At 66.7% G+C, this 25,752-nt stretch carries 25 protein-coding genes; 8 read left to right on the plus strand and 17 right to left on the minus strand.

Annotated elements, in window-relative coordinates; translation table 11 throughout:
* Positions 1-132 precede the first annotated feature (132 nt).
* From FHY18_RS13890 to gap, 7 genes are all read right to left on the minus strand, one after another.
* Positions 133-318, minus strand: coding sequence for a hypothetical protein (locus tag FHY18_RS13890; protein ID WP_259156074.1), 186 nt, complete (start codon positions 316-318; stop codon positions 133-135).
* Between the two features lie 295 nt (positions 319-613).
* Positions 614-2,080 (minus strand): pyruvate kinase, encoded by a 1,467-nt coding sequence (pyk, locus tag FHY18_RS13895; RefSeq protein ID WP_259156076.1) that lies wholly within the window; start codon positions 2,078-2,080, stop codon positions 614-616.
* A gap of 256 nt (positions 2,081-2,336) precedes the next feature.
* Positions 2,337-2,984 (minus strand): HAD family hydrolase, encoded by a 648-nt coding sequence (locus FHY18_RS13900; RefSeq protein ID WP_259156077.1) that lies wholly within the window; start codon positions 2,982-2,984, stop codon positions 2,337-2,339.
* Complete coding sequence (locus tag FHY18_RS13905; RefSeq protein WP_259156078.1) at positions 2,981-4,156, minus strand: phosphoglycerate kinase; 1,176 nt, start codon at positions 4,154-4,156, stop codon at positions 2,981-2,983. The genes FHY18_RS13900 and FHY18_RS13905 overlap by 4 nt, the downstream gene beginning before the upstream one ends.
* 437 nt (positions 4,157-4,593) lie before the next feature.
* A complete protein-coding gene (locus FHY18_RS13910; protein ID WP_259156079.1) occupies positions 4,594-5,940 on the minus strand; it encodes a DUF3999 domain-containing protein in 1,347 nt (448 codons plus the stop codon).
* Positions 5,937-8,720, minus strand: a complete 2,784-nt coding sequence (locus FHY18_RS13915; RefSeq protein WP_259156080.1) for a DUF2339 domain-containing protein — start codon at positions 8,718-8,720, stop codon at positions 5,937-5,939. Before FHY18_RS13915 ends, FHY18_RS13910 begins: the two co-directional genes overlap by 4 nt.
* Positions 8,721-9,037: 317 nt before the next feature.
* Positions 9,038-10,039, minus strand: a complete 1,002-nt coding sequence (gap, locus tag FHY18_RS13920; protein ID WP_104534756.1) for a type I glyceraldehyde-3-phosphate dehydrogenase — start codon at positions 10,037-10,039, stop codon at positions 9,038-9,040.
* 455 nt (positions 10,040-10,494) lie between these two features.
* Between gap and FHY18_RS13925 the strand changes: the two genes are divergently transcribed.
* The 8 genes from FHY18_RS13925 to modC all read left to right on the plus strand — a co-directional run bounded on the left by FHY18_RS13925 (position 10,495) and on the right by modC (position 16,569).
* Positions 10,495-11,007 (plus strand): SgcJ/EcaC family oxidoreductase, encoded by a 513-nt coding sequence (locus FHY18_RS13925; protein WP_259156081.1) that lies wholly within the window; start codon positions 10,495-10,497, stop codon positions 11,005-11,007.
* A 301-nt stretch (positions 11,008-11,308) separates the two neighbouring features.
* Positions 11,309-11,932, plus strand: coding sequence for an OmpW family outer membrane protein (locus tag FHY18_RS13930; protein WP_259156082.1), 624 nt, complete (start codon positions 11,309-11,311; stop codon positions 11,930-11,932).
* Positions 11,933-12,051: 119 nt separating this feature from the next.
* Positions 12,052-12,666, plus strand: a complete 615-nt coding sequence (locus FHY18_RS13935; protein ID WP_115554470.1) for an OmpW family outer membrane protein — start codon at positions 12,052-12,054, stop codon at positions 12,664-12,666.
* Between the two features lie 85 nt (positions 12,667-12,751).
* Positions 12,752-13,567 (plus strand): S1/P1 nuclease, encoded by an 816-nt coding sequence (locus FHY18_RS13940; protein ID WP_259156083.1) that lies wholly within the window; start codon positions 12,752-12,754, stop codon positions 13,565-13,567.
* 13 nt (positions 13,568-13,580) lie between these two features.
* Positions 13,581-14,405, plus strand: coding sequence for an MBL fold metallo-hydrolase (locus tag FHY18_RS13945; protein WP_259156084.1), 825 nt, complete (start codon positions 13,581-13,583; stop codon positions 14,403-14,405).
* A 73-nt stretch (positions 14,406-14,478) separates the two neighbouring features.
* Entirely contained in the window at positions 14,479-15,255 is a 777-nt protein-coding gene (gene modA / locus FHY18_RS13950; RefSeq protein ID WP_259156085.1) for a molybdate ABC transporter substrate-binding protein, read from the plus strand.
* Positions 15,256-15,271: 16 nt separating this feature from the next.
* The gene (gene modB, locus FHY18_RS13955; RefSeq protein ID WP_259156086.1) at positions 15,272-15,958 is read left to right on the plus strand and encodes a molybdate ABC transporter permease subunit; all 687 of its coding nucleotides are present in this window, start codon (positions 15,272-15,274) and stop codon (positions 15,956-15,958) included.
* Positions 15,958-16,569 carry a molybdenum ABC transporter ATP-binding protein gene (modC, locus tag FHY18_RS13960; RefSeq protein WP_259156088.1) on the plus strand — a complete coding sequence of 204 codons (612 nt, stop codon included), beginning with the start codon at positions 15,958-15,960 and terminating at the stop codon, positions 16,567-16,569. Before modB ends, modC begins: the two co-directional genes overlap by 1 nt.
* A 225-nt stretch (positions 16,570-16,794) precedes the next feature.
* Here modC and FHY18_RS13965 read toward each other — a convergent pair whose 3' ends face one another.
* The 10 genes from FHY18_RS13965 to FHY18_RS14010 form a co-directional block, all read right to left on the minus strand.
* A complete protein-coding gene (locus tag FHY18_RS13965) occupies positions 16,795-17,376 on the minus strand; it encodes a hypothetical protein (protein WP_259156090.1) in 582 nt (193 codons plus the stop codon).
* Positions 17,373-18,662 carry a TonB family protein gene (locus FHY18_RS13970; RefSeq protein ID WP_259156091.1) on the minus strand — a complete coding sequence of 430 codons (1,290 nt, stop codon included), beginning with the start codon at positions 18,660-18,662 and terminating at the stop codon, positions 17,373-17,375. The genes FHY18_RS13965 and FHY18_RS13970 overlap by 4 nt, the downstream gene beginning before the upstream one ends.
* Positions 18,652-19,017, minus strand: coding sequence for a BlaI/MecI/CopY family transcriptional regulator (locus FHY18_RS13975; RefSeq protein ID WP_259156093.1), 366 nt, complete (start codon positions 19,015-19,017; stop codon positions 18,652-18,654). The genes FHY18_RS13970 and FHY18_RS13975 overlap by 11 nt, the downstream gene beginning before the upstream one ends.
* 271 nt (positions 19,018-19,288) lie before the next feature.
* Positions 19,289-20,650 (minus strand): ATP-binding protein, encoded by a 1,362-nt coding sequence (locus FHY18_RS13980; RefSeq protein WP_259156949.1) that lies wholly within the window; start codon positions 20,648-20,650, stop codon positions 19,289-19,291.
* A gap of 17 nt (positions 20,651-20,667) precedes the next feature.
* Positions 20,668-21,357, minus strand: a complete 690-nt coding sequence (locus FHY18_RS13985) for a response regulator transcription factor (RefSeq protein WP_259156094.1) — start codon at positions 21,355-21,357, stop codon at positions 20,668-20,670.
* A gap of 22 nt (positions 21,358-21,379) precedes the next feature.
* Positions 21,380-22,042: a hypothetical protein gene (locus tag FHY18_RS13990; RefSeq protein ID WP_259156096.1), complete on the minus strand. Its 663-nt coding sequence runs from the start codon at positions 22,040-22,042 to the stop codon at positions 21,380-21,382.
* Positions 22,029-22,862, minus strand: a complete 834-nt coding sequence (locus FHY18_RS13995; RefSeq protein WP_259156950.1) for an SDR family oxidoreductase — start codon at positions 22,860-22,862, stop codon at positions 22,029-22,031. The genes FHY18_RS13990 and FHY18_RS13995 overlap by 14 nt, the downstream gene beginning before the upstream one ends.
* The gene (locus FHY18_RS14000) at positions 22,862-23,536 is read right to left on the minus strand and encodes an iron-containing redox enzyme family protein (protein ID WP_259156097.1); all 675 of its coding nucleotides are present in this window, start codon (positions 23,534-23,536) and stop codon (positions 22,862-22,864) included. Before FHY18_RS14000 ends, FHY18_RS13995 begins: the two co-directional genes overlap by 1 nt.
* A complete protein-coding gene (locus FHY18_RS14005) occupies positions 23,533-25,029 on the minus strand; it encodes an AMP-binding protein (protein WP_259156099.1) in 1,497 nt (498 codons plus the stop codon). Before FHY18_RS14005 ends, FHY18_RS14000 begins: the two co-directional genes overlap by 4 nt.
* Entirely contained in the window at positions 25,026-25,700 is a 675-nt protein-coding gene (locus FHY18_RS14010; protein WP_259156100.1) for a thermostable hemolysin, read from the minus strand. The genes FHY18_RS14005 and FHY18_RS14010 overlap by 4 nt, the downstream gene beginning before the upstream one ends.
* Between the last annotated feature and the right edge of the window lie 52 nt (positions 25,701-25,752).

A 25,752-nucleotide genomic window follows, 5' to 3' on the forward strand; every position in this document is an offset into this window, starting at 1 on the left:
GCAACCGATTACACCTTGCCTGCGTGACAGGATGTGTGGCGCGACGCGCATCGCGGGATTCGGGATTCGGGATTCGGGATTCGGGATTCGGGATTCGGGATTCGGGATTCGGGATTCGGGATTCGGGATTCGTCAAAGCTGAGCATGACGTGCAGCTTGTTGCTTGCGGTGCTGATGCATTACGCCAATGAGGTTGAACATGCGCCACGCATGCGTTGGCTGGCGTTTGCGGGTGTTGGTCTGTTGCATGGAGCTGCCTGCGGCATGCGCTACCAACGTGACGCCGAGCACCTCCTTCGTCGTCACCGATCCGGTCACACCGCGCGTCGTTCGCCATCCCTTCGTTCCGTCGACGGGCCTGAAAAAGGAATCGCCGTCGTGGGCAGGTTTCGCCTTGCGACACACATGGCGCGTCCTACCAGCCGCCAGGCAGCGCGGCGGCGATGTTGCGCGGACCGGGCATTCGCAGGAGACCGCCGTTAGCACCAATCAGACCAGGGCCGAGCGCTTGCCCGCGCCCGGCATCTCCACACAGCAAAACGGCGGCCCTGGGGCCGCCGTTGCATGTGACGTCTTCCGGCTCAGGTCATGCGCCGGATACCGTCGACAGGGATTACAGCTCGCCCAGGCCGGTCGCGCGGCCGTCTTCACCCACTTCCAGCAGACGCAGCGTGTTGGTGGCGCCGTGCATTTCCATGTGCTCGCCGCTGGTGAACACCACGCGGTCGCCCGGGCCCATGCGCTCGTTTTCCACCAGCAGGCGGATCGCCGCGCGGGCGGCTTCGCGCGGGGTCAGGCCACGACTGTCGAAGCTGATCGGGAACACGCCGCGCATCATCGCCATCTGACGACGCGCGCCATCGTGACGGGTGAAGGCGTAGATCGGCATGTTGGAGCGGAAGCGCGACAGGAAGCGCGGCGTGCCGCCGGATTCGGTCAACGCCACCACGCCGCCCAGACCGATGTGCTCGGACAGGAACATGGTCGCCATGGCGATCGCCTGGTCGGCGCGCTGCAGATTGCGTTGCGCCGCTTCGAAGTCGGTATCGAATTCGAACTGGTGCTCGGCGCCGAGACAGATGCGTGCCATCGCTTCCACCGCGCGGACCGGATAGGCACCGGCGGCAGTCTCGGCAGACAACATCACCGCATCGGTACCGTCGATGACCGCATTGGCCACGTCCAGCACTTCGGCGCGGGTCGGGATCGGGCTTTCGACCATCGACTGCAGCATCTGCGTGGCGGTGATCACCACCTTGTTCTGCGCCAGCGACTCGCGAATGATCTTCTTCTGCAGGCCCGGCAATTCGGCATCGCCGATTTCCACGCCCAGATCGCCGCGCGCCACCATCACCACGTCGGAGGCTTCGACGATTTCGACCAGGTTCTCGATCGCTTCGGTGCGCTCGATCTTGGACACCAGCTGCGCATCGCAGCCGTGCTGCTGGGCGATCTGACGCGCATCGTGCATGTCCTGCGCATTGCGGCAGAACGATACCGCGATGAAGTCCACGCCGATCTTGGCGACGATGCCGATCAGCTCCTTGTCGCGCTCGGTCAGCGCGCCCAGCGACAGACCGCCGCCCTGCTTGTTCAAGCCCTTGCGGTCGGACAGCACGCCGTCATTGAGCACAGTGGTGACGATGCGCGCGCCCTGCACGTCGGTGACCTGCAGCTGCACCAGGCCATCGTCGAGCAGCAGCACGTCGCCGGCCACCACGTCCTGCGGCAGGCCCAGGTAGCTCACGCCCACCTGGTGCTGGTCGCCGGCCGGCGCATTGGCATCGGCCACCAGGTCGAAGCGCTCGCCCATGGTCAGCTTGATCTTGCCCTCGGCAAAGCGTTCGATACGGATCTTCGGGCCCGGCAGGTCGGCCAGGATGCCCACTTCGGCACCGGCGCGCGCAGCGGCGGCGCGCACTTCGGCGGCGCGCTTGGCCTGGCCGGACGGGTCGCCGTGGCTGAAGTTGAGGCGCACCACGTTGACGCCCGCCTTGAACAAAGCGTCCAGCACACCGGGCGCGTCCGTTGCCGGTCCGAGGGTGGCGAGGATCTTGGTGCGGCGTTGACGTTCTTTCATGATGGCCTCCCTGTAAAAGCCGCGAAACTTAACACACACGTCACGTACCGAGGATGGCATTGCGGCATAGCCACCCTCGTATTCCGGCATGTCTTACGGACAGTGCGGGACAGTACGTGCGTTGACGCACGCGTTGCAGCGGGCAACGCGATGCGGCCGCCACCCTAACCCGGTGGCAGTGAAGAGCAATCTGTTGAACCACCTTGCGCAGCGCACCGGCGGCGACCAAGCGAGCGCCACGGTCGGTGCGCTGAGCTCACGTGTGGATCAGCTGCGTCAGTTGCGCAGGCGTATGCGCAATCGCGCCGGCGCCTGCAGCGCGCAGCTCGGCCTCGTCGCCGAAGCCCCACAACACACCGATGCTATGGATGCCGTGGTGATTGGCGCCATCGATATCCATGCGCCGGTCGCCGATCATCACGCAGCCGGTCTTGTCGATCTCCAGACGACGCAATGCTTCGGCGATCAGGTCCGGCTTGAAGCGGCGTTCGCCATCTTCGCTGGCACCGATCACGTTCTCGAAGCAGGCACCGAACGGCAGGTGCTCGACGATGCGGCGTGCATAACGCTCGTTCTTGGAGGTGACCACCGCCAGACGATGGCCGGCGCGCTGCAGGCCGGCGACCACCTCGCCGATGCCGTCGAACACGCTGAGCTCGGTCCAGCCCACCGCGTCGTAACGCTCGCGGTAGACGCCGAGCGCGCGTTGCACCAGCGCCGGGTCGTCGGGGAAGCACTCGGTGAAGCTGTCGCGCAGTGGTGGGCCGATCCAGGCGCGCAGGGTCTGCGGCGAAGGACGCGGCTGGCCCACCGTCTCGAAGGCGTGCGCGATGCTGGCGACGATGCCCGGTTCCGAATCGACCAGGGTGCCGTCCAGATCGAAGAACAGCGTGGCTGCACTCACTTGCCGCGCGCCTCGAGCGCCGCCACGGCAGGCAGGGTCTTGCCTTCCAGGAATTCCAGGAACGCGCCGCCGCCGGTGGAGATGTAGGTGACGTCCTTGGCGATGTCGTACTTGTCCACCGCGGCCAGGGTGTCGCCACCGCCGGCGATCGAGAACGCCTTGGAGCTGGCGATCGCACGCGCCAGGGTTTCGGTGCCGTGACTGAAGGGTTCGAACTCGAACACGCCGACCGGCCCGTTCCACACCACCGTGCCGGCCTTGGCGATCAGCTCGGCGTAGCGCTGCGCGGTCTGCGGGCCGATATCCAGGATCAGATCGTCCGCCTCGACGGCATCGAGCGACTTCACCGTGGCTTGCGCATCGGGCAGGAACTGCTTGGCAACGACCACGTCGGTGGGCAGCGGGATCTCGGCGCCGCGCGTCTTGGCGTCGGCCACGATCTGGTTGGCGGTGGGAATCAGATCCGGCTCGTTCAAGGACTTGCCCACGTCATGACCGGCCGCGGCGATGAAGGTGTTGGCGATGCCGCCACCGACGATCAGCTGGTCGACCTTGTTGACCAGGTTGGACAGCAGCTCCAGCTTGGTGGACACCTTGCTGCCGGCCACGATCGCCAGCAGCGGCTTGGCCGGGTTGTCCAGTGCCTTGGCCAGCGCATCGAGTTCGGCCATCAGCAGCGGGCCGCCAGCGGCCACCGGCGCGAAGCGGATCACCCCATGGGTGGAGGCCTGCGCGCGATGCGCGGTGCCGAAAGCGTCCATGACGAACACATCGCACAGCGCGGCGTATTTGCGCGCCAGGGTCTCGTCGTCCTTGCCCTCGCCGACGTTCATGCGGCAGTTTTCCAGCAGCACCACCTGGCCCGGCGCCACCTCCACGCCGTCGACCCAGTCGCGCACCAGTGGCACGTCCACGCCCAGCAGCGCGGTCAGGCGTGCGGCCACCGGCGCCAGCGAATCTTCTTCGCTCCAGCTGCCTTCCTTGGGGCGGCCCAGGTGCGAGGTGACCATCACCGCGGCACCCTTTTCCAGCGCCAGCTGGATGGTGGGCACCGAGGCGGTGATGCGCTGCTCGGAGGTGATCTGGCCGTTGTCGATCGGCACGTTGAGATCCTGGCGGATCAGCACGCGCTTGCCGGAGAGATCGAGGTCGGTCATACGGACGATGGACATGGGCTTGGCTCGCTAAGTCTGGGGATTAGGGAATCGGGATTGGGGATTGGTATACGGCGCCGCGCGTGCGTACACGCTCTGTGCGCGGAGCAATGGCGCTACTGCGCCAGCTTGAAGGGGCGCCGCCGTCCACCACCAGGCCGCCATTGCACGTGCGGCAGACGGGGACGGCAGTGGCTCGGAGACCACAGGCAATACGACTGCCTTGGCGGCGGGGATCGGGCAATCAGGGCCCGGAATCGGCCCGCCGTACCGCAACCGGGCGGTGCGCTGGGCGGGCGCCGCCGCAACGGCGGAGGGCGCGAACTCTGGTCGGTCGAACACGACGGGCAATGCGGCTGCCTCGGCGACGGGGGATACCCATTGTCCGGCCTTCGCAGCAAAGCGGCAAACCCGCATCGCCTGCACACGGTTGGCAAGCACACGACATCGCAGCGTTAGCGCGGCCGCTCCGTACCGGAGTTGCGCAGCAGGCTGACCGCAAAACCGCCAACCAGCAGGGCGCCCCCGATCAGCAGGCCCCAGAGCAGCCACTGTCTCCAGTCGCGCGGGGTGGCGGCCGGTTGTAGCGCCGCATCGCCGGCAAGCGGCTGTGCCTGCACGGCCATGCTGGCCTGCACGGGCTGCCACTGCATCCCCCGCTGCTGCCGCAGTGCCTGCAGCATCGAGCCCAGTGGCGCCTCGCCACGGTGCACGCGCGCGCTGCCAGCGACCAGCGCATACGGCGGCTGCCCCTGGGCAAGAAACATCAGCCGCTCCGGCTGATATCCCGCGCGCAGGGTCGGCACCGCAGTACTGCGGCCCTGAGCAGCCACCAATCGCCATTGACGATCGCGCACCGGCGCAGACAACCCCTGCGGTGGCGAGGCGCCATTGCCCAGCCGATACGCCAACCATGGCCCGGCGCGACGCAGCCACGGCGCATCGTCGGCATCGCGGCTTTCCACGATCCATTCCACCGCCTCGGCCAGGCCGCCGCCGACATCCAGCTGCGTGATCGGAAAACGGCCGGGCACCACGTAGGTCACGCCGGTTTCGTGTGCAGTGCCCTGCAGGTCCAGCCAGGCCAGTTGGGCAGGAGCGACCACGCCATCCACTTCCGCATCGACCGCATGCAACCGCGGCAAGGCGCCCGACGTCGGCACGATGCGCAGGTAGCGCGCGCCGTCGTCCAGCGCAATCCGGCGTTGCTGCAGCCGCTGCGCCTGGTTGTCCAGGGCCATCACCGTCGCCTCGGAGGCAAGCACACGCCAATCGCGCAGGTCGTCGCTCCCTTCCACACGCAACTGCGCCTGCACCGGCGTATTGCCCTCCCAATCCAGCCACAACGCACGCGGGCGCTCGCGCAGGGCGCTGGCGTCGAGCAACCAGCTGCCGCCGGCGCTGGAGGCTGCTGGCGCACCGGTCGCAAAGCGGCCTTCCAGCCGGCGCACCGCACCACTGGCATCGCGCTCGGCAATCAACTGCAGATCGCCGTTGGCCGGCGTGACTCCTTGAGGCAATGCGAACAACGGCAACCGCTGCCGACGCGATGCGGCCGGCACAGCAGCGGCCGGCAGCGGTGCGGTGGGCATTTCTTCGCCACGCGCATCGACCACCGTGACATCGCCCAGGCCCGCATCGACCGCGCTGCGATACACCGCCTCGCTCAAGGTCAGCTGGTAGAGGCCGGCGTCGGAACCGGCCACCTGCAGCGGCCATTGCTGCCGATAGTCCTGCCGCACATCGGCCGCCTGCGCCAGCAGCGGTACCAGCAGCACCCATCCCCAATGCTTCTTGCTCATGCCTGATCCTTTGCCGCGCCGTCGTCTTCGGCAACGCGTTCTTCAATCACCGGACGCGGCGGCGCCGGCGCCAGATAGCCGACCACCGTACACAACAGGCCGTAGGCCATGAACGAGCCGATGCCGAGCAGATTGCCCAGATGCTGGCGATCGACCAGCACCAGCTTGGCCAGCACCAGGCCCATCAGCAAGGCACCACCCAGCCACAGCCCGCGCTGCCCGCGACGCGAGCCGATCACCCAGCCCAGCACGCCCAGCACGCTCCACACGATGGTCAGGCTGGTCTGCGACACCGTCGCACCGACCAGCGCGGCATTCCACGGCACACCGCCCCAGTGATGCACGCTGTGCAAGGTGCTGCCGGTAATCAGCACCCAACCCAGTACCCCGAGCGCAGTGACGCGACGCGCTTGCAGGATCGCCGGCGCGTGTGTCGACCACGCCCAGCGCGCAATCAGCGCAAGCACCGCCAGCTGCGCCAGTTCGGCCGGATTGAGCAAGGGCACCCACGGCAGTGGCGCGGCGCTGACCGGATCCAGCAATGCCAGCAGCCAACCGATCCCCAGCACCGCGAACACGCAGCTCAGCAGGCCGCTGCGTGCAGGATCGAAGCGCGCCCCTTGCGGCCAGGTCAGCCACGACCAGCGCAGCAATCCCACCGTTGCCACGGCGAGCCACGGCAGCCCCAGCAAGGCGCAGCGCCAGCCATTGGCAAGCGCAAAGGCATCGGCCAACCAGGCCATCCCCAACGACATCACCAACGGCCACAACAGCCACCAGATGAACTGCGCGACCACGGCGCCAGTGCCGGCCTGCGCGCGCAGGCACCACAATGCCCGCGCGCCTGCCAGTGCAAACGCCAGCCAGGCCATGGCGCCCCAGTGCGCGAACGGCTGCGTATGCGCGTGGCTCTGCCACAGCGCCAGCGGCGCGGCCAGCGCCAGCCCGGCCATCACCGTCCAGACCAGTGCAGCTGCGGGGCGACGGCGATGCACCTCGGCCGCCAGCCACACACTGAGCGCGACAAAGCCCAGCAGCAGATCCGGCTCGCTGCGCAGATCGCCGGCAAAGCGCAGGATGTCGTGCACCCCGCACAGCGTCCACCAGCCCAGCCCCCACAGATACGCCACCAGCGCGCTCCGCCGATGACCCGCATCGCGCAGGAACCAGGCACTGGCCCAGCCGGCGATGGCGATCAGCAGGCTGCTCATGCAGGTGGCATTGGCCACCGCCACACTGTCGTAGCGCCACGCATCCACGCCGAAGGCCACGCCCACCGCCGCCAGCAGCTGCAATGCCACGCCGCTGACCTGCGGGATGCGTCGCTGCTGACGCAGGCCCAGCCACAACAACCCGACGCCTTCCAGCGCGAACACGCTGGCGGTGGCCCGCGCCGACAACGCCAACGGCACCGCCAACGTCGCAAACCCCACGGCCAGCATCGCGTGCGCCTGGCCCAGCAAGCGCGTGGAGGCACGCCGCAGCAACCAGCTCGCCAGGCCTGCATACAGCGCAGCCACGGCGAGAGCACACAACGCCAAGGGCAGGCGATCGCCTTCCAGCAAACGCGCCTGCAACGCAAAGGCGACCAAGGGCGTGCCGAACAACAGGCTGCCATCGATGAGCTTGCCCGCACTGCCGTCGCCGCGCCGCGCATGCAGGACCGGAATCGCGACGTACATGGCGAAGAACAGCAACAGGAACGGCTCGGTGCTGGCGAATTTTGCAGGGGTGTACTGCAGCGCGCCCCACAGCGTGCCGATGCCGAAGGTAAAGGCGAACCCAAGCAGGTTGAGTATCCGCCACGGCCGCGTCCACGCAATCGCCACGATGCCGGCGTTGAGCACGGCGTAATACGAAAACAGCCCGACATGATTGCCGCTGCCGGTGGACAGCCAGATCGGCGCGAGGAAGCCCGCCAACACACCCAGTACCGCCAGGGTGCGCGAGTCCTGCACCACCGCCAGCACGCACATGCCGGCAATCAGCACCACGCTGATGCCCAGCGCCAGACCGGCACCCAGCAAGCCATACAATTTGAAGGCCGCGAACACGGTCAGCAGCAAGCCGCCGATGGCGCCACCTTGCAACGCCAACGCAAACCCGGGCCGCTGCAACCGCTGCTTCCAGCCAAACACCAGACCAGCCAGTGCCAGCACGCTGATGCCGGCCAAGCGCAGCTCCACCGGCATGCGCATCCAGCCCTGATCGCTGGCGTACTTCAACAACGACGCAACGCCGGCCAGCAACACCAACATGCCCACCTTGACCGGCACATTGCCTTCGGTGAACCAGCGTTTGACCGCGCCGATGGCGCGCGTGATCGGGTCCGGTTGCGATGGGGGCGCAGGCAGGTGCTGTGGTTGCGGTGGTGCTGCGTGCGGCTCCGACGGCAACGGGGCTTGCCAGCTGGACGCAGGCGGCACCTGTTGTGTCTGCCCGGCAACCGACGCTGCAGGCGTGTATGCAGGCAGTGTGGGCGGCAGCGATGTCCCGGGCGCAGACACCGCGGTGCGATCGGGCGTATTGGGTACATCGGTCGCCGCCGCGCTGGATGTGGACATGTCGGATGCGGAGCGGTCGCCCGGCTGCCCCCATGCGTCGGCCGGCGCAGAGACCGACCTATCGGCCGCAGGCGCACTGCCCGCCTGCCATTGCGCAAGCCGCTGTTCCAGCGCATCCACGCGCCGCCGCAGCCCGGCGATCCATACCAGCGCGATCACCACGCCCACCGGCACCGCAAGCAGCAACAGCGCCACCAGCACGATTATCGTTTCCAACGCCTATCCCCTCGCCGGCATCCGGCCGACTCTAGCGTCGACATGCTACTCGCGTGCGGACAAAAGTCGGCATCGCTACGCCTGGGCACCCGACAAGACGCTGCGCCCGCGGCGACCTGGACGGAAAAACAGGCCGCTTGCACGCCGGATGCGCAGTTGGCAGGCCAAACCGGCCGCATGAGATCGGGCAGACAACGCGCAGCGCAAGGCTCGCGGGTTTACGTCCATGCATCACCAGGCTCTCCACCGGTACGAGTACAGCGCGCATAAAAAACCCCGGACAGACCGGGGTTTCTATGCACGACGTCAGGCCTTACTTACTTGGCGACAACCCGCACCATTTCCAGGCACTTGTTGGAATAGCCCCACTCGTTGTCGTACCAGGACACCAGCTTGACGAAGGTGGAATCCAGCGCGATGCCGGCGTCGGCGTCGAACACCGAGGTGCAGGTCTCGCCGCGGAAGTCGGTGGCCACCACCTTGTCTTCGGTGTAACCCAGCACGCCCTTCAAGGCGCCTTCGCTCTGTGCCTTCACTTCGGCGCAGATCTCGGCGTAGGTGGCCGGCTTTTCCAGTTCGACGGTGAGGTCGACCACCGACACGTCCGAGGTCGGCACACGGAAGCTCATGCCGGTCAGCTTCTTGTTGAGTTCCGGAATCACCACGCCCACGGCCTTGGCTGCGCCGGTGGAGGACGGGATGATGTTCTCCAGGATGCCGCGCCCACCGCGCCAATCCTTGTTGGACGGGCCGTCCACGGTCTTCTGCGTAGCCGTGGCCGCGTGCACGGTGGTCATCAGGCCGCGCTTGATGCCCCATTTGTCGTTGATCACCTTGGCCAACGGCGCCAGGCAGTTGGTGGTGCACGAGGCGTTGGAGACGATCGCTTCGCCCTTGTAGGTCTTGTCGTTGACGCCGAACACGAACATCGGCGTGTCGTCCTTGGACGGTGCCGACAGGATCACCTTCTTGGCACCCGCGTCGATGTGCTTCTGCGCGGTTTCCTTGGTCAGGAACAGGCCGGTGGACTCGATCACCACATCGGCGCCGACCGCATCCCACTTGAGGTTGGCCGGGTCGCGTTCCTGGGTTAGGCGGATCTTGTTGCCGTTGACGATCAGCGTGTTGCCGTCGACCGACACATCGGCCTTGAAGCGGCCATGCACCGAGTCGTATTGCAGCATGTAGGCGAGGTAATCGGGCTCGAGCAGGTCATTGATGGCCACGATCTCGATGTCATTGGCGAAGTTCTGCACCGCAGAGCGCAGCACGTTGCGGCCGATGCGACCGAATCCGTTGATGCCAACCTTGATTGCCATGTTCACTAGCTCCTGCGGCCGCGACAGCGCGGCGGATGGAAAGGGGCTGACATTCTAACAGCGTCCTCCCTGGACGGCCGTGCAGTGGCATGCGGAAAGGGATCGAGGATCAGGCACCGCTCACCGTGCATGCGCAAGCGATCTGTTGGGTTTGTCGCCCGCGTTGGCGAATGCCGATGTGCGCCTTGTGCCTGGCTGCAGAGCGCCACGCGCTCGCCGGGCGTGCGCACTGAGGGTCCCTGGCCCACCCAAGGTGCAGTTCGACACCTGAAGGCAGAGCAGCAGCGCACGCGACGGAACTGCCGATACTCTTTATTTTACAACTACTTACAATGCAATCAACTACGCCGAAAAGCGTATTCATGCATATGCCGAACAGCAGCATTTCGGCGCTCCGTGGATTTCGATACTGGCCCTGCCTGCTGAGGCACCCAATCAACTACACGGAGATTCCCATGCGTCGCACTCTGTCCTCCTTGGTTCTGGCTCTGGCTGCCACCCCGGCGCTGGCCGGCGGCGTGATGCATTACACCGAAAAGGCGTCGCTGCCTGTGGACGGTGAAGCACGCGAAGTCGCCGCACTGTTCGACACCTGGAACGCCGCGCTGGCCACAGGCAACCCGCACAAGGTGGCCGATCTGTATGCGCCCGACGGCGTGCTGCTGCCGACCGTGTCCAACGAAGTACGCGCCTCGCGCCAGCAGATCGAAAAGTACTTCGAGATGTTCCTGACCAAAAAGCCCCAGGGCGTGGTCAATTACCGCACCGTGCGCGTGCTCGATGACGACAGCGCGGTGGATGCGGGCGTGTACACCTTCACGCTGACCGACAAGGACGGCAAGAAGAGCGATGTGCAGGCGCGCTACACCTTCGTCTACGAAAAGCGCGACGGCAAGTGGCTGATCATCAACCACCACAGCTCGGCGATGCCGGAAGTGGATGCCCCGCAGGTCGCCAGGGCCAAGTAGTGCCGGCGCCCCGGAGTACGCCGCCCGCTGTCTGCGCCCTACCGCGTATCACCGTCGGCACGCCTCCCCCGCCGACGGTGGCGCAGCCCGCAACGCACTGCGCATCCGACCTGCGGCCTGCCTGCGACAAGCGCCATGGCGCGCCGCGCTGCTGCCATTGCGCAGCGATGCTGCCGCCGACCCATCACCCGCCGCATCGCGATGACCCGGATGGTTGTGGCCCCGGTTTGATCAGGATCAAGGCGGCGGCGGCGCAAACCCTCAAGACTTCGTCCATCCCCTGCACACAACGAGACCCTCTATGCGCATGCGCTCTCCCCTTCTGCTCGCCGGCCTGGCCGCCAGCCTTGCCAGCGTCCCCGCACTGGCTCAATCCAAAGGTGACTGGACCGTTGCCGTCGGCGCGCACCAGGTCGCTCCCAAATCCGACAATGGCCGCCTGGTCGGCGGCACGCTCGAAGCGGACGTGGGCAAGGACATCAAACCGACCTTTACGGCCGAATACTTCATCGCCGACAACCTGGGCATCGAAGTACTGGCAGCGCTGCCGTTCGAGCACGACATCGCCTTGCGCGGGCTGGGCCGCGTCGGCAGCACCAAACATCTGCCGCCGGTGATTTCGCTGCAATACCACTTCAACAGCCAGGGCAAGGTATCTCCGTTCGTCGGCGCCGGCATCAATTACACGCGGTTCTTCAGCACCGATACCCGCGGCGCACTGGCTGGCAGCGAGCTGGAACTGGACGATTCGTGGGGCCTGGCCCTGCATGCCGGGCTGGACTTCAAGCTCGGCGAGCGCGGCGCGTTGCGCGTCAACGCGCGCTGGATCGACATCGACAGCGAAGCCCGCCTCGACGGCACCCGCATCGGCACGGTCAATATCGACCCGCTGGTCTACGGCGCGGCATACGTGTATCGGTTCTGAGTCACAGCGGCAAGCGCGATGCATCTCTGGCACACTTGGCCTCCAGGGACGTGCATCCACCGCCGGAGTTGCGGACAGGTCGGACACGTCGAACGCCTGTCCGACCTACCGGGGATTCCATGAGCATGTTCATCCGCACCGCCCTCGCCATCGCATTGGCCGCTTCGGCCACTCCCGTCCTTGCACAGTCGGCCGGCCATTGGACAACCGGCTACGGCGCAGGCTATGTCTCGCCCAAGTCCGACAGCGGCAACTTCGGCGGCGCACGCGCCGAGATCAAGGGTGCGCCGGCGCTGTCGTTCACCTACGAATACTTCATCCGCAACAACCTCGGGATCGAGGTGCATGCCGCCGTTGCAGGCAAGCACGATCTCGAGCTGGAGGGCGTCGGCAAGGTGGGCAGCTATTGGTCGGTGCCGCCCAGCGTGCTGTTGCAGTACCACATCAATGGCTACGGCACGGTGTCGCCGTTCGTGGGCGTGGGCATCAACTACACCACCTTCCTCGGCGAAGACACCGAGCAAGCCTTCGGCAACAGCGAGCTGCGCTTCGGCGACTCGGTCGGCGCCACCGCGCACGTCGGTGTGGACTTCATCTTCAACGACCGCAGCGGGCTGCGCGTGGATGCGCGCTGGACCGATTCGCGCAGCAATGTCGATTTCAACGGCGCGCGGCTTGGCAAGGCGCGGGTCGATCCGTTGACCTATGGCATTTCGTACCTGGTCTATTACTGATCGCGCTGCCGCTGTCGCAGTGCTGCGCGGCGACGTGGCAGCGACAGCCATCAAACCGTCCCGGACGGTTGCGTACAATCGGGGGATGAAGACCTTCTCCCCCTCTCTCGTTGTGCTTGCCGTGGCGCTGACTGCGGCCTTCCAGCCGGTCACCGCCTTCGCCTGGGGCCCGCAGGGCCACCGTCTGGTGGCGCGCATTGCCGAAACCGAATTGAACCCGCAGGCACGCGCGCAGGTGGCGCAGCTGCTTGCCGGCGAGCCGGACCCCACCTTGCACGGTGTCGCGACCTGGGCCGACGAGTTGCGCGAGCACGATCCGGATCTGGGCAAGCGCTCGGGGCCATGGCATTACGTCAACCTGGGCGAACACGACTGCGACTATGCGCCACCGCGCGATTGCCCGGACGGCAACTGCGTGATCGCCGCACTCGATCGCCAGACTGCCGTGCTCGCCGACCGTCGCCAGCCGCTGGAGGTACGACGCCAGGCGTTGAAGTTCGTGGTGCATTTTGTCGGCGATATCCATCAGCCGATGCACGCCGGTTATGCGCACGACAAGGGCGGCAACGATTTCCAGCTGCAGGTCGATGGCAAGGGCAGCAACCTGCATGCGTTATGGGATAGCGGCATGCTCAACGACCGCCACCTCAGCGACGACGCCTATCTGCAACGCCTGCTGGCGTTGCCGGCCGCCACGGCGGTCTCTTCCGCGCTGCCGCCGCCGGCGGCGGCATGGGCGCAGGCGTCGTGCAAGATCGCCATCACCCCCGGCGTGTATCCCGACGCGCACGTATTGCCGGCCAGCTACATCGCCACCTATCGTCCGATTGCCGAGACGCAGTTGCGGCTGGCGGGCGACCGACTGGCCGCCGTGCTCAACGCGGCGCTGGCCACCCCCTGACGCGGAGGCAACCATGCAGCCCGAGGTTCTGGCGTTCTTCCACGCCGACAGCAGCACCTTCACCTACGTGGTCGCCGATGCGGCGTCCGGCGCGGCGGCGGTGATCGACCCGGCACTGGACTATGCAGCCGATACCGGCGCCATCGGGACCCACGCAGCGCAGGCCATCGCCGATGCCATCCGGCAACGCGGCTGGCAGCTGCACTGGCTGCTGGAAACCCATGCGCATGCCGATCACTTGTCGGCCGCGCAGTGGCTGAAGCAGCAATGGCCACAGGCGCAGGTCGGAATCGGCGAAGGGATTGTTCAAGTGCAGCAGACGCTGGCCCCGCGCTATGGGTTGCCGCAGCACTTTCGCCCAGATGGCTCGCAGTTCGACCATCTGTTTGCCGATGACGAACGCTTCGGGCTTGGCAGTGTGGAGGGGCGCGTCATCGCGGTGCCCGGGCATACCAGCGACAGCATTGCGTACCTAATCGGCGATGCGCTGTTTCCTGGCGATTCGTTGTTCATGCCCGACGCAGGCACGGCGCGATGCGACTTTCCTGGCGGCAATGCGCGGCAACTGTATGCCTCGATCCAGCGCCTGTATGCGCTTACCGACGACACCCGTGTATTCGTCTGTCATGACTACGGCCCCGGTGGCCGGGCAGTGGCGCACCAGACCAGCATTGGCGAACAACGGCGCAGCAATATCCACGTGCGCGATGGCGTGGATGTCGAAGCATTCGTCGCGCAACGGCAGGCACGCGACGCCACGCTTGCCGCGCCCAAGCTGATCCGGCCGGCGTTGCAGGCCAACCTTCAGGCGGGCAGCTGCGCGGGCGTGGCTCGGTAGCGCCGGTTGGCGTTCGCCACGCGGCTTGGGCGCAGCCGCTATGATCGGGGTCTTGCCCCGGTTGGAATTTCCCATGCGTACCATCGGTTTCTGGCAACGCACCGCGTGTGCGTTGATGCTCGCTTTGCCCGTCCTGGCCGCTGCGCAGACCGCGCCTGTCACCGTGTTCGCCGCGGCCAGCCTGAAAGAGTCGATGGACGAGGCTGCCGCCGCTTACGAAAAAGCCTCCGGCACGCCGGTGCGGGTGTCGTATGCCGCAAGTTCCGCCCTGGCGCGCCAGATCGAACAAGGCGCACCGGCGGACGTGTTCTTCTCGGCCGATCTGGAATGGATGGATTACCTGCAGCAGCGCGGCCTGGTCGTGCCGGGACAGCGCCGCAACCTGCTCGGCAATACGCTGGTTCTGATCGCACCGGCCACCAGCAAGGTGCGGGTGGATCCACGCACACCCGGCGCCATCGCCAAGGCGCTCGGCGAGACTGGACGCCTGGCGGTGGGCCAGACCAGCAGCGTGCCGGCCGGCAAGTACGCCGCCGCCTCGCTGCGCAAGCTGGGTCAGTGGGATGGCCTGAGCAATCGTCTGGCCGAATCGGAGAGCGTGCGCGCCGCACTGATGCTGGTCTCGCGTGGTGAGGCGCCGCTGGGCATCGTCTACGGCTCGGATGCACGCGCCGAGCCCAAGGTGCGCGTGGTCGCCACGTTCCCCGCCGACAGCCACGACGCCATCGTGTATCCGGTGGCGGCCCTGAAGAACGGCAGCACGCCCGAGGCCACCAAGTTCGTGCAGTGGCTGAGCAGCAAACCGGCCAAGGCGATCTTCGTGCGTCGCGGCTTTTCGTTGCAGGATTGAGGTACACCGCCTGTCGATGTTCACCGCTGAAGAAGTCACCGCGATCGGCCTGAGCCTGAAGGTCGCGCTGGTTGCCGCCATCGCCAGCCTGCCGCCGGGCATCGCCTGCGGCTGGCTGCTGGCGCGGCGGCGCTTCCCGGGCAAGGCGCTGCTGGACGCCCTTCTGCACTTGCCGCTGGTGATGCCGCCGGTGGTGACCGGCTACGCGCTGCTGGTGGTGCTGGGTACGCAAGGGCCGGTCGGCAGCTGGTTGCTGGAATACCTCGGCATCCAGTTCGCGTTCCGCTGGACCGGTGCGGCGCTGGCATGCGCGGTGATGGGGTTCCCGTTGATGGTGCGCGCAATCCGCTTGTCGATCGAAGCCACCGATCGCCGCCTGGAAGCGGCCGCCGCCACGCTCGGCGCAGGACCGTGGCGGGTGTTTTTCAGCATCACCCTGCCGCTGGCCTGGCCTGGCCTGGTGGCCGGCGTGGTGCTGGCGTTTGCCAAGGCGCTGGGCGAATTCGGCGCGACGATCACGTTCGTGTCGAATATCCCCGGCCAGACGCAGACGCTGTCGTCGGCCATCTATGGATTGATGCAGGTGCCGGGCATGGAATCGGGCGTGTGGCGCCTGGCCGGCGTGGCGCTGGCGATCTCGCTGGGAGCGCTGCTGTTGTCGGAGTGGTTGGTGAGCAGACAGTATCGGCGCGAGGACGATTGATGCTGGATCTGGATCTTCACCTGCAACGCGGCCATTTTCAGCGGCATATCCGTATCCAGGACGATGCGCGGGTAGTGGCGTTGGTAGGCCCTTCCGGTGCCGGCAAGACCAGTGTGCTCAATGCCATTGCCGGCCTGCTACGGCCGCACGCCGGGCATATCCGTATCGATGGACGCTGCCTGTTCGATCACGCACAGGGGGTGGACGTGCCGACGCATCGACGCAGGATCGGATATGTGTTTCAGGATGCGCGGCTGTTCCCGCATCTGGATGTGCGGCGCAACCTGCATTACGGCCGGCACGCGCGCGGTGCGGCATTCGGATTCGACGACGTGGTGGCCCTGCTCGGTATCGCCCCGCTGCTGCAACGCCGCCCACGCAATCTGTCAGGTGGCGAGGCGCAACGCGTGGCCATCGGCCGCGCACTGCTGTCGCAACCGGCCATCCTGTTGTTCGACGAACCATTGTCCGCACTGGACCAGGCACGCCGCGAAGAGTTGATCCCTTACCTGCAGCGCGTGCGCGATGAGATCAGTCTGCCGATGCTGTATGTCAGCCACAACCCGGATGAGGTACAGCGCATCGCCGACAGCGTGCATGTAGTGCAGTGAGACGCTGGTGGGCGACGGGACGGGCAACGAGCGGCCTGCCGATGTAATCGGCGCCCGCGTCCGGCCGATATCCATCACGGTGATCCGAGAGTTGTCTTGCCCGTTGCAGACGATGCCGCGCTACGTCGTTGATCACGCCAGTGCCTGCATGACGAAGGCCTGGATGTTGCCGCTGCGCGACAGCCGTTACTGCGCACGCACATCAAGCGCCGCAGTCACGTCCGCTCACTGCGCAACCTTGCCGGTACGCACGCTCACCTTGCCCTGCCGCACTACGAAGGTAAACGCGAACGACAACGTCACCGGCACCGGCTCTGCATGCGTCGCACCGCTGCAATCATCCAGCGCCGCCGGCTGTGCGACATCCGGCGCATAGGTGCACAGTGCGGCGGGAACGAACTGCCAGTGCTGCACGGTCGTGCGCACGGCGTGCAGCAGGTCGGTGTTTTCCGGCAGTAGCCCGGCCGCACATTCGTCGCGATCGGACATGGGGTCCACGCGTTGCACTGCGCCGTCGGCTGCAAGAATCACATGCGCGCACACCGTGGTTGGCGGCAAGGTCTGACGCGGCGAATCGGCCGGCAGCACCGGCGCCTCGCTGCGCAGGGCGCGCGGCATGCGGAACCGCTGGGTTTGCGCCAGCGTATACGAGGCGACGGCACCACCACCGCCACCGGATTGCGGCGGCAGCATGCGTTGATCCACCGAATCCTCGCGCTGACTGCGCTCCTGCTCTGCCATGCGCTGCGTTGCGCAGCCGCACAGGCTCATCGCGACGGCGACGCACCATGCCAGACCGTCCTTCATGGCAGTGCCCCTTGTTTTGCGCATCCTGCGGATGCAACGCAGTCATCGATGCGCCGGGATTGCGACGCAAGGCGCTGGCTGCCGCCAGCATCGGTGGATGCGCCCGCCTGTTCCGGCGGGTCCAGCTCGAACCGGACCGGCACACTTATCTGGGAAGCCACCGGCCTGCCGTCTGCAGTTGCCGGTTTAAAGCGCCAGTGACGCGCGGCATCGAGCACGGCCTGATCGAACACTCCGGCCGGCTGGCTATGCACGATCACGACGCGGTCGGGCGTGCCGCCCGGGCTGACGTCGATCTGCAACTCGACAAAACCGGCAAGGTGCGCAGTGAGCGCTTCGGCTGGATAACGGGGCGGCTGCATCGTGCTGAAATCCACCGCATTGCCGGGCGTCGGCGTCGCGCCCAGACGCCCAGGCTGGATGACCCAACCGGCAAGACTGGCAACGCCTGCAACCGCCATCACCATGCGCAGGTTCCATTGTGCACGCCGCATCTCCCGCGCCGGGGCGCGCAGTGCGGAAATGCGTTGCGTCAACGGATGCGTCGCGGCCCAGTGGCACGCCAACGGCGACCATCTGCTGCCCAGCTGGCATTTGAGCATCGCGCCGGCATAGCTGCGCCGTTTGCCCGGATGGCGCGCAAGCACGGCGGCGTCGCAGGCCAGCTCCTGATCCAGCCGGAATGCACGCCATGCCAGACGCACGAGCGGATTGAACCAGCCGATGCACAGCAGCACGGTGGCCAGCAGATTCGCCTGCAGATCGCCACGGCGCAGATGCAATCGCTCGTGGGCCAGGATCAAGGCACGCTCGTCGGCGCTGTAGCGCGTGGTGAAGTCGGTCGGCAGCACGATCCGCGGGCGCATGACTCCCAGCGAAGCAGGCAGCCCGACATCATGCGTGGCCAGCCATAGCGTGTTGTCCAGCGCATGCAGCGGGCCAAGACTGCGCAAGAAGCGCCGCTGACCACGCCACACCATGCCCGCGCTCAACACCGCGCCCGCCAGCCACACCGCGATCAACCACTGCTGCACGCCTGCTGCGCCATTGCCAGTGCCCGGTGCGAGCGGGATGGCGGTCAGCGCCGGCACCTGCACGACCACTGCCCCCACTGGCGGGCCAGGTAGCACGGCTGCCAGCAGCGCGAGCGGCACGCTGGCCCAGATTGCATAGGCTGCGGTGGCACCCAGCCAAATGCGCAGCGGACGGCGCAGCAGCAGGCACGCCAGCAATGCGACCGTGGTGTAGGCCGTGGCGCGCAGCCACATCAGCGCGTCAGGGCTCATCGTCCAACTCCTTGAGCAGGCGCTTCAATTCGGCAACGTCGGAGGCGCTGAGTTTTCCGCGTTCGCTGAAGTGTGCTACCAGCGGCGCAACCCGCCCGCCGAACAGGCGTTGCAGCAGCCCTTCGCTTTGTTGCTGCACCCAGTGATCGCGCTGCAACAGCGGCGTGTAGAGGTATTTGCGCCCTTCCTTCTGCGCTGCGATGGCGCCCTTGTTGAGCAAGCGATTGAGCAAGGTCTTGACGGTCGGCTCGGCCCAATGGGTCTGCGCCAACGCGGCAACCACCTCGTCCGCCGTGCGCGGCGCCCGGTCCCAGAGCACCTGCATCACCACCGCTTCCGCATCGCTGATCGGCATAGGATTACGCCTGTAATTTTTTACGATTACAGCTGTGAACGAACGCCTTGTCAAGCGAGAGCCACGCCGCTTGCGCGATCGACCAGCGCGGGCCGTGCCGATGTTGCAGTCTCATGCCACGCACGTCGGCAGCTGCATGCGTCTGCGCCGGGCTGCGCCGCACATGGCCCACGACATCGCTGCCCCGGGCCGTATTTCGGCACGCTTGGCCACACGCAAGGCCAGCGGCCGTGGTTCCCAGGCCAAATGCATGGCGCAATGACTGCAGACCTCAGCCGGCGGCACTGCCCACAAATCGCACACTGACGCGCAAGCCGCCGAGTGTTGGTGCATCGTCCAGGTGGACCTGCGCTGCGTGCGCCTGGGCAATGTCCTGCACGATCGAAAGACCCAGGCCGCTACCCTCTACACCGGTGCCCAGCTCGCGATGGAAGCGGCCGAAGACACGTCCGCGCGCAGCTTCCGGGATACCCGGCCCGGAATCTTCCACGACCAGCGTCGGCACCGGTTCGGCATATGTGCTGATGCGGATGCGGCCGCCCGGCGGTGTGTAGCGCACGGCGTTTTCCAGCAGGTTGCGCAACAGCAGCGACAACGCAGACTCGTCTGCGAGCACCAGCACCGGCTGCAGCGCCAGTTCCACCTCTTGCTGTCGCTGCAGCGCAACCACCAGCACATCTTCGGATTCGCTGCGCACCAAGGTGTCCAGGCTCACGCTGCGCCGTGGCAAGGCAGTGACTGCTTCGACCCGGCTCATGGCAAGCAATTGCGCCACCATGCGTTCGATGCGGAGCACGTTGGCATCGAGTTGCTGTTGCGATTCGTCGCGTTCCTGCGCGTTGGCGGCTAGGCGCAGATTGGCCGCATGCACTTTCAGCGCCGCGATCGGCGTGCGCAGTTCGTGCGCGGCATCGGCGATGAAGCGGCGTTCGCGTTCCAGCCCTTCCTGCACCCGGTCCATCAAACCGTTGACCGCGCGTACCAGGCCATGCACTTCGCGCGGCATGCGCTGCGGCTGCAACGGCTGCAGACGCTTGGGATCGCGTTCGCCAATCTCGTCGGAGACCCGCACCAGCGAGCGCGTGGCCCAATTCACCACGGCCCAGATCAACAGCGCCATCAACGGCAACGCCATCAGCAACGGCAACAAGGTGCCCAGTGCAATATCTTCGGCAAGCTCTTCGCGGATGTCGGCACGCTCGGCCGATTGAAACCAGCGCCCACCCGGCGAGTGCAAGGTAAACGTACGCCACTGCCCATCGGGCAGTCGCACGTCTGCATAGCCGGCACGCAACGGCGCCAACGGTTGCGCTGGCGCACTGTCCGAGCGCAACAGCAACGCGCCGCCGGCATTGCGCACCTGAAACGCCAGCTTGGTTTCGTAGGCATGGCCGTCCTTGAACGCCAGCGCTTCGCCCACGCCCTGCGCCTGCCCGTGCCATCCACGGATCACGATCGGCTCGCCCTGCGCCAGATCGCCCAAGGGTTCGTCCACCAACGACACCAGCACGCGCGCCGATTGCACCAGGCGCGCATCGAACATTTCGCCAGCTTCCTGCAGCCCGGCGCGATAACTGAAACCGGCTGCAGCCAACATCAGCAACGACAACACGCCGAGCAAGGCCAGCAACAGCACCCGGCGGATCGAATTCATTGCGGCGGTGCGGCGGCAGCCTGGGCGGCCTGCTCGTCGAGCGCGTAACCGATGCCGCGCACGGTACGGATCAGCGCCGGTGACAGCTTGCGACGCAGCTGATGCACGTGCACATCCACTGCATTGCTGGCCACGTCCTCGTCCCATCCGTAGAGATGTTGCTGGATGCGTTCGCGCCCGATCGGCCTGCCATGCTGCTCCATCAACAGCCACAGCAGGGCAAATTCGCGCCGGGTCAGATCCAGATCGCGGCCATGCCAACGCACCGACATGCCGGCCGGATCCAGCCGCAGCGCGCCAGCTTGCAAGGTCGGTTGCGCACGCCCGGCCGCACGTCGCAGCAGCGCTCGCGTGCGCGCCAGCAGCTCGTTGATGTCGAAGGGCTTGCCCAGATAATCGTCAGCGCCCACATCCAGGCCCAGCGCGCGATCGGCGGCGCGCTCGCGGGCGCTGAGCACCAGGATCGGCGTGTCCAGCGCGCGGGCGCGGGCGGTGCGAATGACCTCGATCCCATCCATGCGCGGCAACCCCAGGTCCAGGATCACCAGATCCAGGGTGTCTTCCTGCAGGGCCATCAGCGCACTGACCCCGTCATGTACCCAGTCCACCGCATAGGCAGCACGCCGCAAGGCGGTGCGGATGCCTTCGCCCAGCGAAAGATCGTCTTCGACCAACAAGATGCGCATGTGAGCCAGTCTGTGAGGCGGCTCAGTGCTTGGCAAGCTGCGCGCGCACATCGGCCAACTTGGCGGCCAGCTCCTTGCGGCGGCCGGCATCGGCAAGCTGCCGGCCCGGTCTGGGCGCTGCGGCAGCGGCTTTCTCGAAGGCCTTTGCGGCACCGGCCCAGTCCTTCTGATCGCGCAGAAAATCCCCGACGAAATAATTGCTGTCGAGTCCGTCAGGGTCGATTGCCAGACCCTGATACAGCAAGGTGCGCGCCTTGGCATCGTCGCCGAATCCGATCGGCCAGCCAGGCACCTGGTAATACAGCGCTCCCAGACTGGTGTAGGCCGCGCCATCGAGCGCACGCGGTGCACGCTTGATCGCCTGCTCGAAATCCGTCCGCGCGAGCTTGACCTGCGCCAATGCGCCCAGACCGCCCTTTTCGCCGGCCAGACTGGATCGCACGATGCCGTCCCAGATCAGGGCATCGGCATCGTCCGGCAAGGCGTGCCGTACCTGTTCGGCCTGCTGCGCGAGCGTTTCCAGCGCCGCAACCCGCTCTGATTTTGGAGTTTGGTAGGCGATCACGGCCCAACGATCCTGCAGCTGCGCCACCTGCGGCGCCGGACCGGTCGCCCAACTGGCGCCGGCGATACCCAACATCGCCAGTGCAGCCAGAATACGCAGCTGACAGTCATTGCGATTCATGCGAAAGCTCCTGTGTGGCAACCACGCTACCGGGCCGCGCATGGCGGCGGATGAGGGGAAGTTGTTTGCGCAACGCACGGTCCACCACTTCGGGCAGCAGGCCGTTGAGCCGGACAAACAGTTTTTCCGGCCAGCCCAACTGCCGACGCGCGTCCCCACGCGCGATCGACTGCACCAGCGCTGCCGCGACGTCCTCGGCCCGGTCCACCGCCGTACCCAAGGCCGCGTTGAGCGCATCGACCGCGGCGGGATTGAAGCTGGTCGCTGTGGCGCGCGGCGCCAGATACTGAAAGCGCACCTGCGTGTCTGCGTGTTCGCGGGCCAAGGCCTCGAACAGCCCGCGCAAGCCGAATTTGCTCGCGCTGTAGCCGGCGAAACCGGCAAACCCGATGCTGCCGAACGTGGAGCCGACCGCCACCATCGCCGCCTCCGGCTGCCTCAGGAAGATAGGCAGCAGGGCCTGCACCAGCAGCATGGGCACGGTCAGGTTCACATGCACCAGCGCCTCCAAGCTGGCCGGATCCTGCTCCTGCAACAGCCCGAAGTGGCCCTGCGCATGCGCAAGGACCAGCACCGACGGTGCAGGTTGCAGCGCGTGTATCCGCGTCAGCAGCGACGCACGGCCCGCTGCGCTGGCGAGGTCGGCTGCCAGCGGCAGCACGCGCCCGGCCGGCTGCGTGTCGGCAAGCCGCTGCAAGGTCGCTGGCGTGCGTCCTACCGCCACCACGGTCGCGCCCGCCTCCACCAACTGCGCGCACAAGGCGCTGCCGATGCCGCCACTGGCGCCGGTGAGGATCACGCACCTGCCGCGAAGATCCATCACGCCGCCTCCGCCAGACGCACGCCATCGGCGCGCAAGGTGCGAAACAGGTCGCCGTACAACACGTAGAAGCGCTTGGCCGCATGCACGACCGCCTGCTGGTCGAGTGGGTCGTCGAGGCGGTTCATCAGGCCTTCGAAAAAACCGGCATGCTCGATATCCAGATCGCCATGCGAGAGCAGATAGCTGAAGGCGTTGCGCGGCAAGTCCAGCGACTGCGCAATCTGATTGGCCGCGCGCGTGGCCAATGCCACGCTGGTGCCTTCCAGCACCAGCACCATGCCGAAGAATCCGACCGGATTGCCGCGCTGGATGGTGTCGTAGGCGTAGCTAACCAGCAGTTCGGTTGCCAGCGACGGCCCGGCAAGCACGGCTGCCTCACGCGGCTGGCCGCACGCCACCAGGTCGTCCAGGATCCACTCCTGGTGGCCCATCTCTTCTTCGATGTATTCGCCGATGGCTTCGCGCAGCCATTCCAGCCGCGCCGGCAACCGCGCGCCGCAGGCCATCAGCAGCGGCACGGTATGCCGCACGTGGTGGTAGGCCTGGGCGAGAAACGCCACGTAATCGTCGTGCGCGATCTGCCCGACGAGTGCCGACTGGATGATCGGCACCTGCGTCATGCATTCGCGTTCGGCCTGGGTCTGCGCCAGCAGGGATGTGTAGAAGGTCATGCTGAAACTCCGAGAGAGACAGTGGCCGGCAATCGATAGCTGCGATCGACGTCGGATTGGTAGCGGGCCAGGATTGCGTCGCGCAGGGGACGGCCGTTGGCGGTGAGCAGGCCCTCGTGTGCGCTGAAGGGCGCATCGGCCCGTACGAAACGCGCTATGCGTGCGTAGTCGGGCAAGCCGGCGTTGACCTCGGCCAGTGCCTGGGCGATGGCCGCATCGTCGCTGCCGGGCCGACGCGGCCACAGCACCGCAACGTTGTCGGCCTGCGCTTCGCCCCAGACCACGGCCTGGGCGAGCAACGGATGCTGCAGCAACTCGCTTTCCACCCACTCGGGCGAGACGTTGCGACCGAACGCGGTGATGAAGACATGTTTGCGCCGCCCGGTGATATGGACGAACCCATCGCTATCCACCCGTCCGAGATCGCCCGTGCGCACCGGCCCCGACGGCATCGGCTGTTCGCCCAGATAGCCCAGCGCGCGCGCGCCGGCAACTTGAATTTCGCCATCGACGATCTGCACCTGGGTGTGCGCCAGCGGCTGGCCGACGCTGCCGGGACGCAGCGCACCGGGGCGGTTGAGACAGACCACCGAGCCGCATTCGGTCAGGCCGTAGCCTTCGAACACCGGCAGGCCCAAGGCTGCGGCGCGCGCCAGCAGACTCGGGCCGATATGGCCGCCGCCGACGGCGATATAGCGCAACGATGCAGGCAGCGCAATGCCCTGCTCTGCAGCACTGACCAATGCCAACAACAACTGCGGCACCAGGATCACGCTCTCCGGTTGATAACGCTGCAGGCAACGCAGCAGCGTCGGCACATCCAGCCCGCTGGCGCCGCTGTAGCCGATTTCCGCCAGCGACGGCAGCGCGACCTGCGCCCCGGACAGCAAGGTTGCGTAGAGCCCGGCGACGTTTTCCAGCAAGGTGGACAACGGCATCAGGCACAGGTGCCGACGCGGCGTGATCGCAGCCGATGCATCCACCAACGCGCCGGCAACCGTCAACAGGCTGTCGGCCGACAGACACACGCCCTTGGGACGCCCGGTGGTGCCTGAGGTATAGGTGATGCAGGCGGTGTCGACCGGCAGCACGATGCTCTGCGCAAGCGCTTCCACCCGCCAGGCGCGCAGTGCATCGAACTGCAACGCCGACATTTCGCCATGGGTGCCTGGTGGCGCAGTGGCGGCCGCGTCGGTCACGACGCATTGCGCGCCGCTGGACATCAGTGCATGCAGCACCTGCGCCTCGGAGAAGAACGTCGGCAACGGCACGTGCACTGCATCGATCAGGCGCAGCGCCAGATCCAGGATCAACCAGCCCGGGCCGTTGTCCAGCCGGCTGGCGACACAGGTCAGCCCCGCCGTCTGCAGGCGCGCGGCCAGCCCCACCACGGCATCGGCCAGTTGCTGCGCATCGAGGCTGCCGGCGGCGGTCAGCACGCGCGGCGCATGGCCGTGCAGGGCACCCAGCAGCGCTGCGAACCGCGCGCTCATGCGCCTGCTCCTGCCTGGCACAGCAGCGTATCGACGTCCCAGCGTACGGCTTGCGGGTGCAGCGCCTGCCGCGCAAGCAGGAACGCGTGACCGGCGGCGACATCGCCGCACAGGACCTGTGGATGGGTGGCGTAGTAGCTGCCCCACTCGGTGCCGTCGTCCTTTACACGCGACTGCAGCGCTGGCGCCAGGGCAACCGGCTGCAGCTGCAGCCGGTCGAAGGTATTGCGCAAGGTCCGGGTTGCGGTAAACAACACCCAACGCACGCCGGCGTGATGCAGCGCATGGGTCATTTGCGGGATCAGCGCGCGCGCACTGCCGGAGCTGATCGCGGCGAAGTTGCCGACCTCGGCCAGGCCCGAGCGCGCGACCGGCACCGCCATCCGCCCGGCCAGCGCCGATTCGGCCGGGCTATCCAGATACTGCTCCACGAACAGGCGACCGGCGCTGCCGAGCCGTACCCCTACCGCCGCCAGCAGCACACCCTTGGTATCGCGATAGGCCAGCAGGTGCGGCAGGAAGCTGCGCAGCTGCGCGCCATAGCGACGCAGATAGACCGCAGCGATGAACTGTTCCACCTCCTGGCGCTGCGCGTGCGTGGCCTCGACCAGGCTGGCACTGGCAAAGCCATGGCGGGGGCAAAAACCGGCGGGGGTGGGTGAGGTGATCATGCTGCGCATCCTGGGAGCGCTCGATTACGCCACCATGAGCCAGTTGTTACCC

This window comes from Xanthomonas sp. 3793, assembly GCF_024806835.1.
In the GTDB taxonomy this organism is placed as follows: domain Bacteria; phylum Pseudomonadota; class Gammaproteobacteria; order Xanthomonadales; family Xanthomonadaceae; genus Xanthomonas; species Xanthomonas arboricola_F.

Excerpts from the sequence above, each read along its gene's own strand:
- FHY18_RS13975 (WP_259156093.1), bottom strand. The coding sequence starts at position 19,017 with ATGCCGATCAGCGATGCGGAAGCGGTGGTGATGCAGGTGCTCTGGGAC.
- FHY18_RS13965 (WP_259156090.1), bottom strand. The coding sequence starts at position 17,376 with ATGAAGGACGGTCTGGCATGGTGCGTCGCCGTCGCGATGAGCCTGTGC.
- FHY18_RS14005 (WP_259156099.1), bottom strand. The coding sequence starts at position 25,029 with ATGAGCGCGCGGTTCGCAGCGCTGCTGGGTGCCCTGCACGGCCATGCG.
- FHY18_RS13905 (WP_259156078.1), bottom strand. The coding sequence starts at position 4,156 with ATGTCCATCGTCCGTATGACCGACCTCGATCTCTCCGGCAAGCGCGTG.
- FHY18_RS13945 (WP_259156084.1), top strand. The coding sequence starts at position 13,581 with ATGCAGCCCGAGGTTCTGGCGTTCTTCCACGCCGACAGCAGCACCTTC.
- FHY18_RS14010 (WP_259156100.1), bottom strand. The coding sequence starts at position 25,700 with ATGATCACCTCACCCACCCCCGCCGGTTTTTGCCCCCGCCATGGCTTT.
- FHY18_RS13990 (WP_259156096.1), bottom strand. The coding sequence starts at position 22,042 with ATGAATCGCAATGACTGTCAGCTGCGTATTCTGGCTGCACTGGCGATG.
- FHY18_RS13985 (WP_259156094.1), bottom strand. The coding sequence starts at position 21,357 with ATGCGCATCTTGTTGGTCGAAGACGATCTTTCGCTGGGCGAAGGCATC.
- FHY18_RS13910 (WP_259156079.1), bottom strand. The coding sequence starts at position 5,940 with ATGAGCAAGAAGCATTGGGGATGGGTGCTGCTGGTACCGCTGCTGGCG.
- gap (WP_104534756.1), bottom strand. The coding sequence starts at position 10,039 with ATGGCAATCAAGGTTGGCATCAACGGATTCGGTCGCATCGGCCGCAAC.
- modA (WP_259156085.1), top strand. The coding sequence starts at position 14,479 with ATGCGTACCATCGGTTTCTGGCAACGCACCGCGTGTGCGTTGATGCTC.
- FHY18_RS13970 (WP_259156091.1), bottom strand. The coding sequence starts at position 18,662 with ATGAGCCCTGACGCGCTGATGTGGCTGCGCGCCACGGCCTACACCACG.
- FHY18_RS13925 (WP_259156081.1), top strand. The coding sequence starts at position 10,495 with ATGCGTCGCACTCTGTCCTCCTTGGTTCTGGCTCTGGCTGCCACCCCG.
- modB (WP_259156086.1), top strand. The coding sequence starts at position 15,272 with ATGTTCACCGCTGAAGAAGTCACCGCGATCGGCCTGAGCCTGAAGGTC.
- FHY18_RS14000 (WP_259156097.1), bottom strand. The coding sequence starts at position 23,536 with ATGACCTTCTACACATCCCTGCTGGCGCAGACCCAGGCCGAACGCGAA.
- modC (WP_259156088.1), top strand. The coding sequence starts at position 15,958 with ATGCTGGATCTGGATCTTCACCTGCAACGCGGCCATTTTCAGCGGCAT.
- FHY18_RS13935 (WP_115554470.1), top strand. The coding sequence starts at position 12,052 with ATGAGCATGTTCATCCGCACCGCCCTCGCCATCGCATTGGCCGCTTCG.
- FHY18_RS13995 (WP_259156950.1), bottom strand. The coding sequence starts at position 22,862 with ATGGATCTTCGCGGCAGGTGCGTGATCCTCACCGGCGCCAGTGGCGGC.
- FHY18_RS13940 (WP_259156083.1), top strand. The coding sequence starts at position 12,752 with ATGAAGACCTTCTCCCCCTCTCTCGTTGTGCTTGCCGTGGCGCTGACT.
- FHY18_RS13930 (WP_259156082.1), top strand. The coding sequence starts at position 11,309 with ATGCGCATGCGCTCTCCCCTTCTGCTCGCCGGCCTGGCCGCCAGCCTT.
- pyk (WP_259156076.1), bottom strand. The coding sequence starts at position 2,080 with ATGAAAGAACGTCAACGCCGCACCAAGATCCTCGCCACCCTCGGACCG.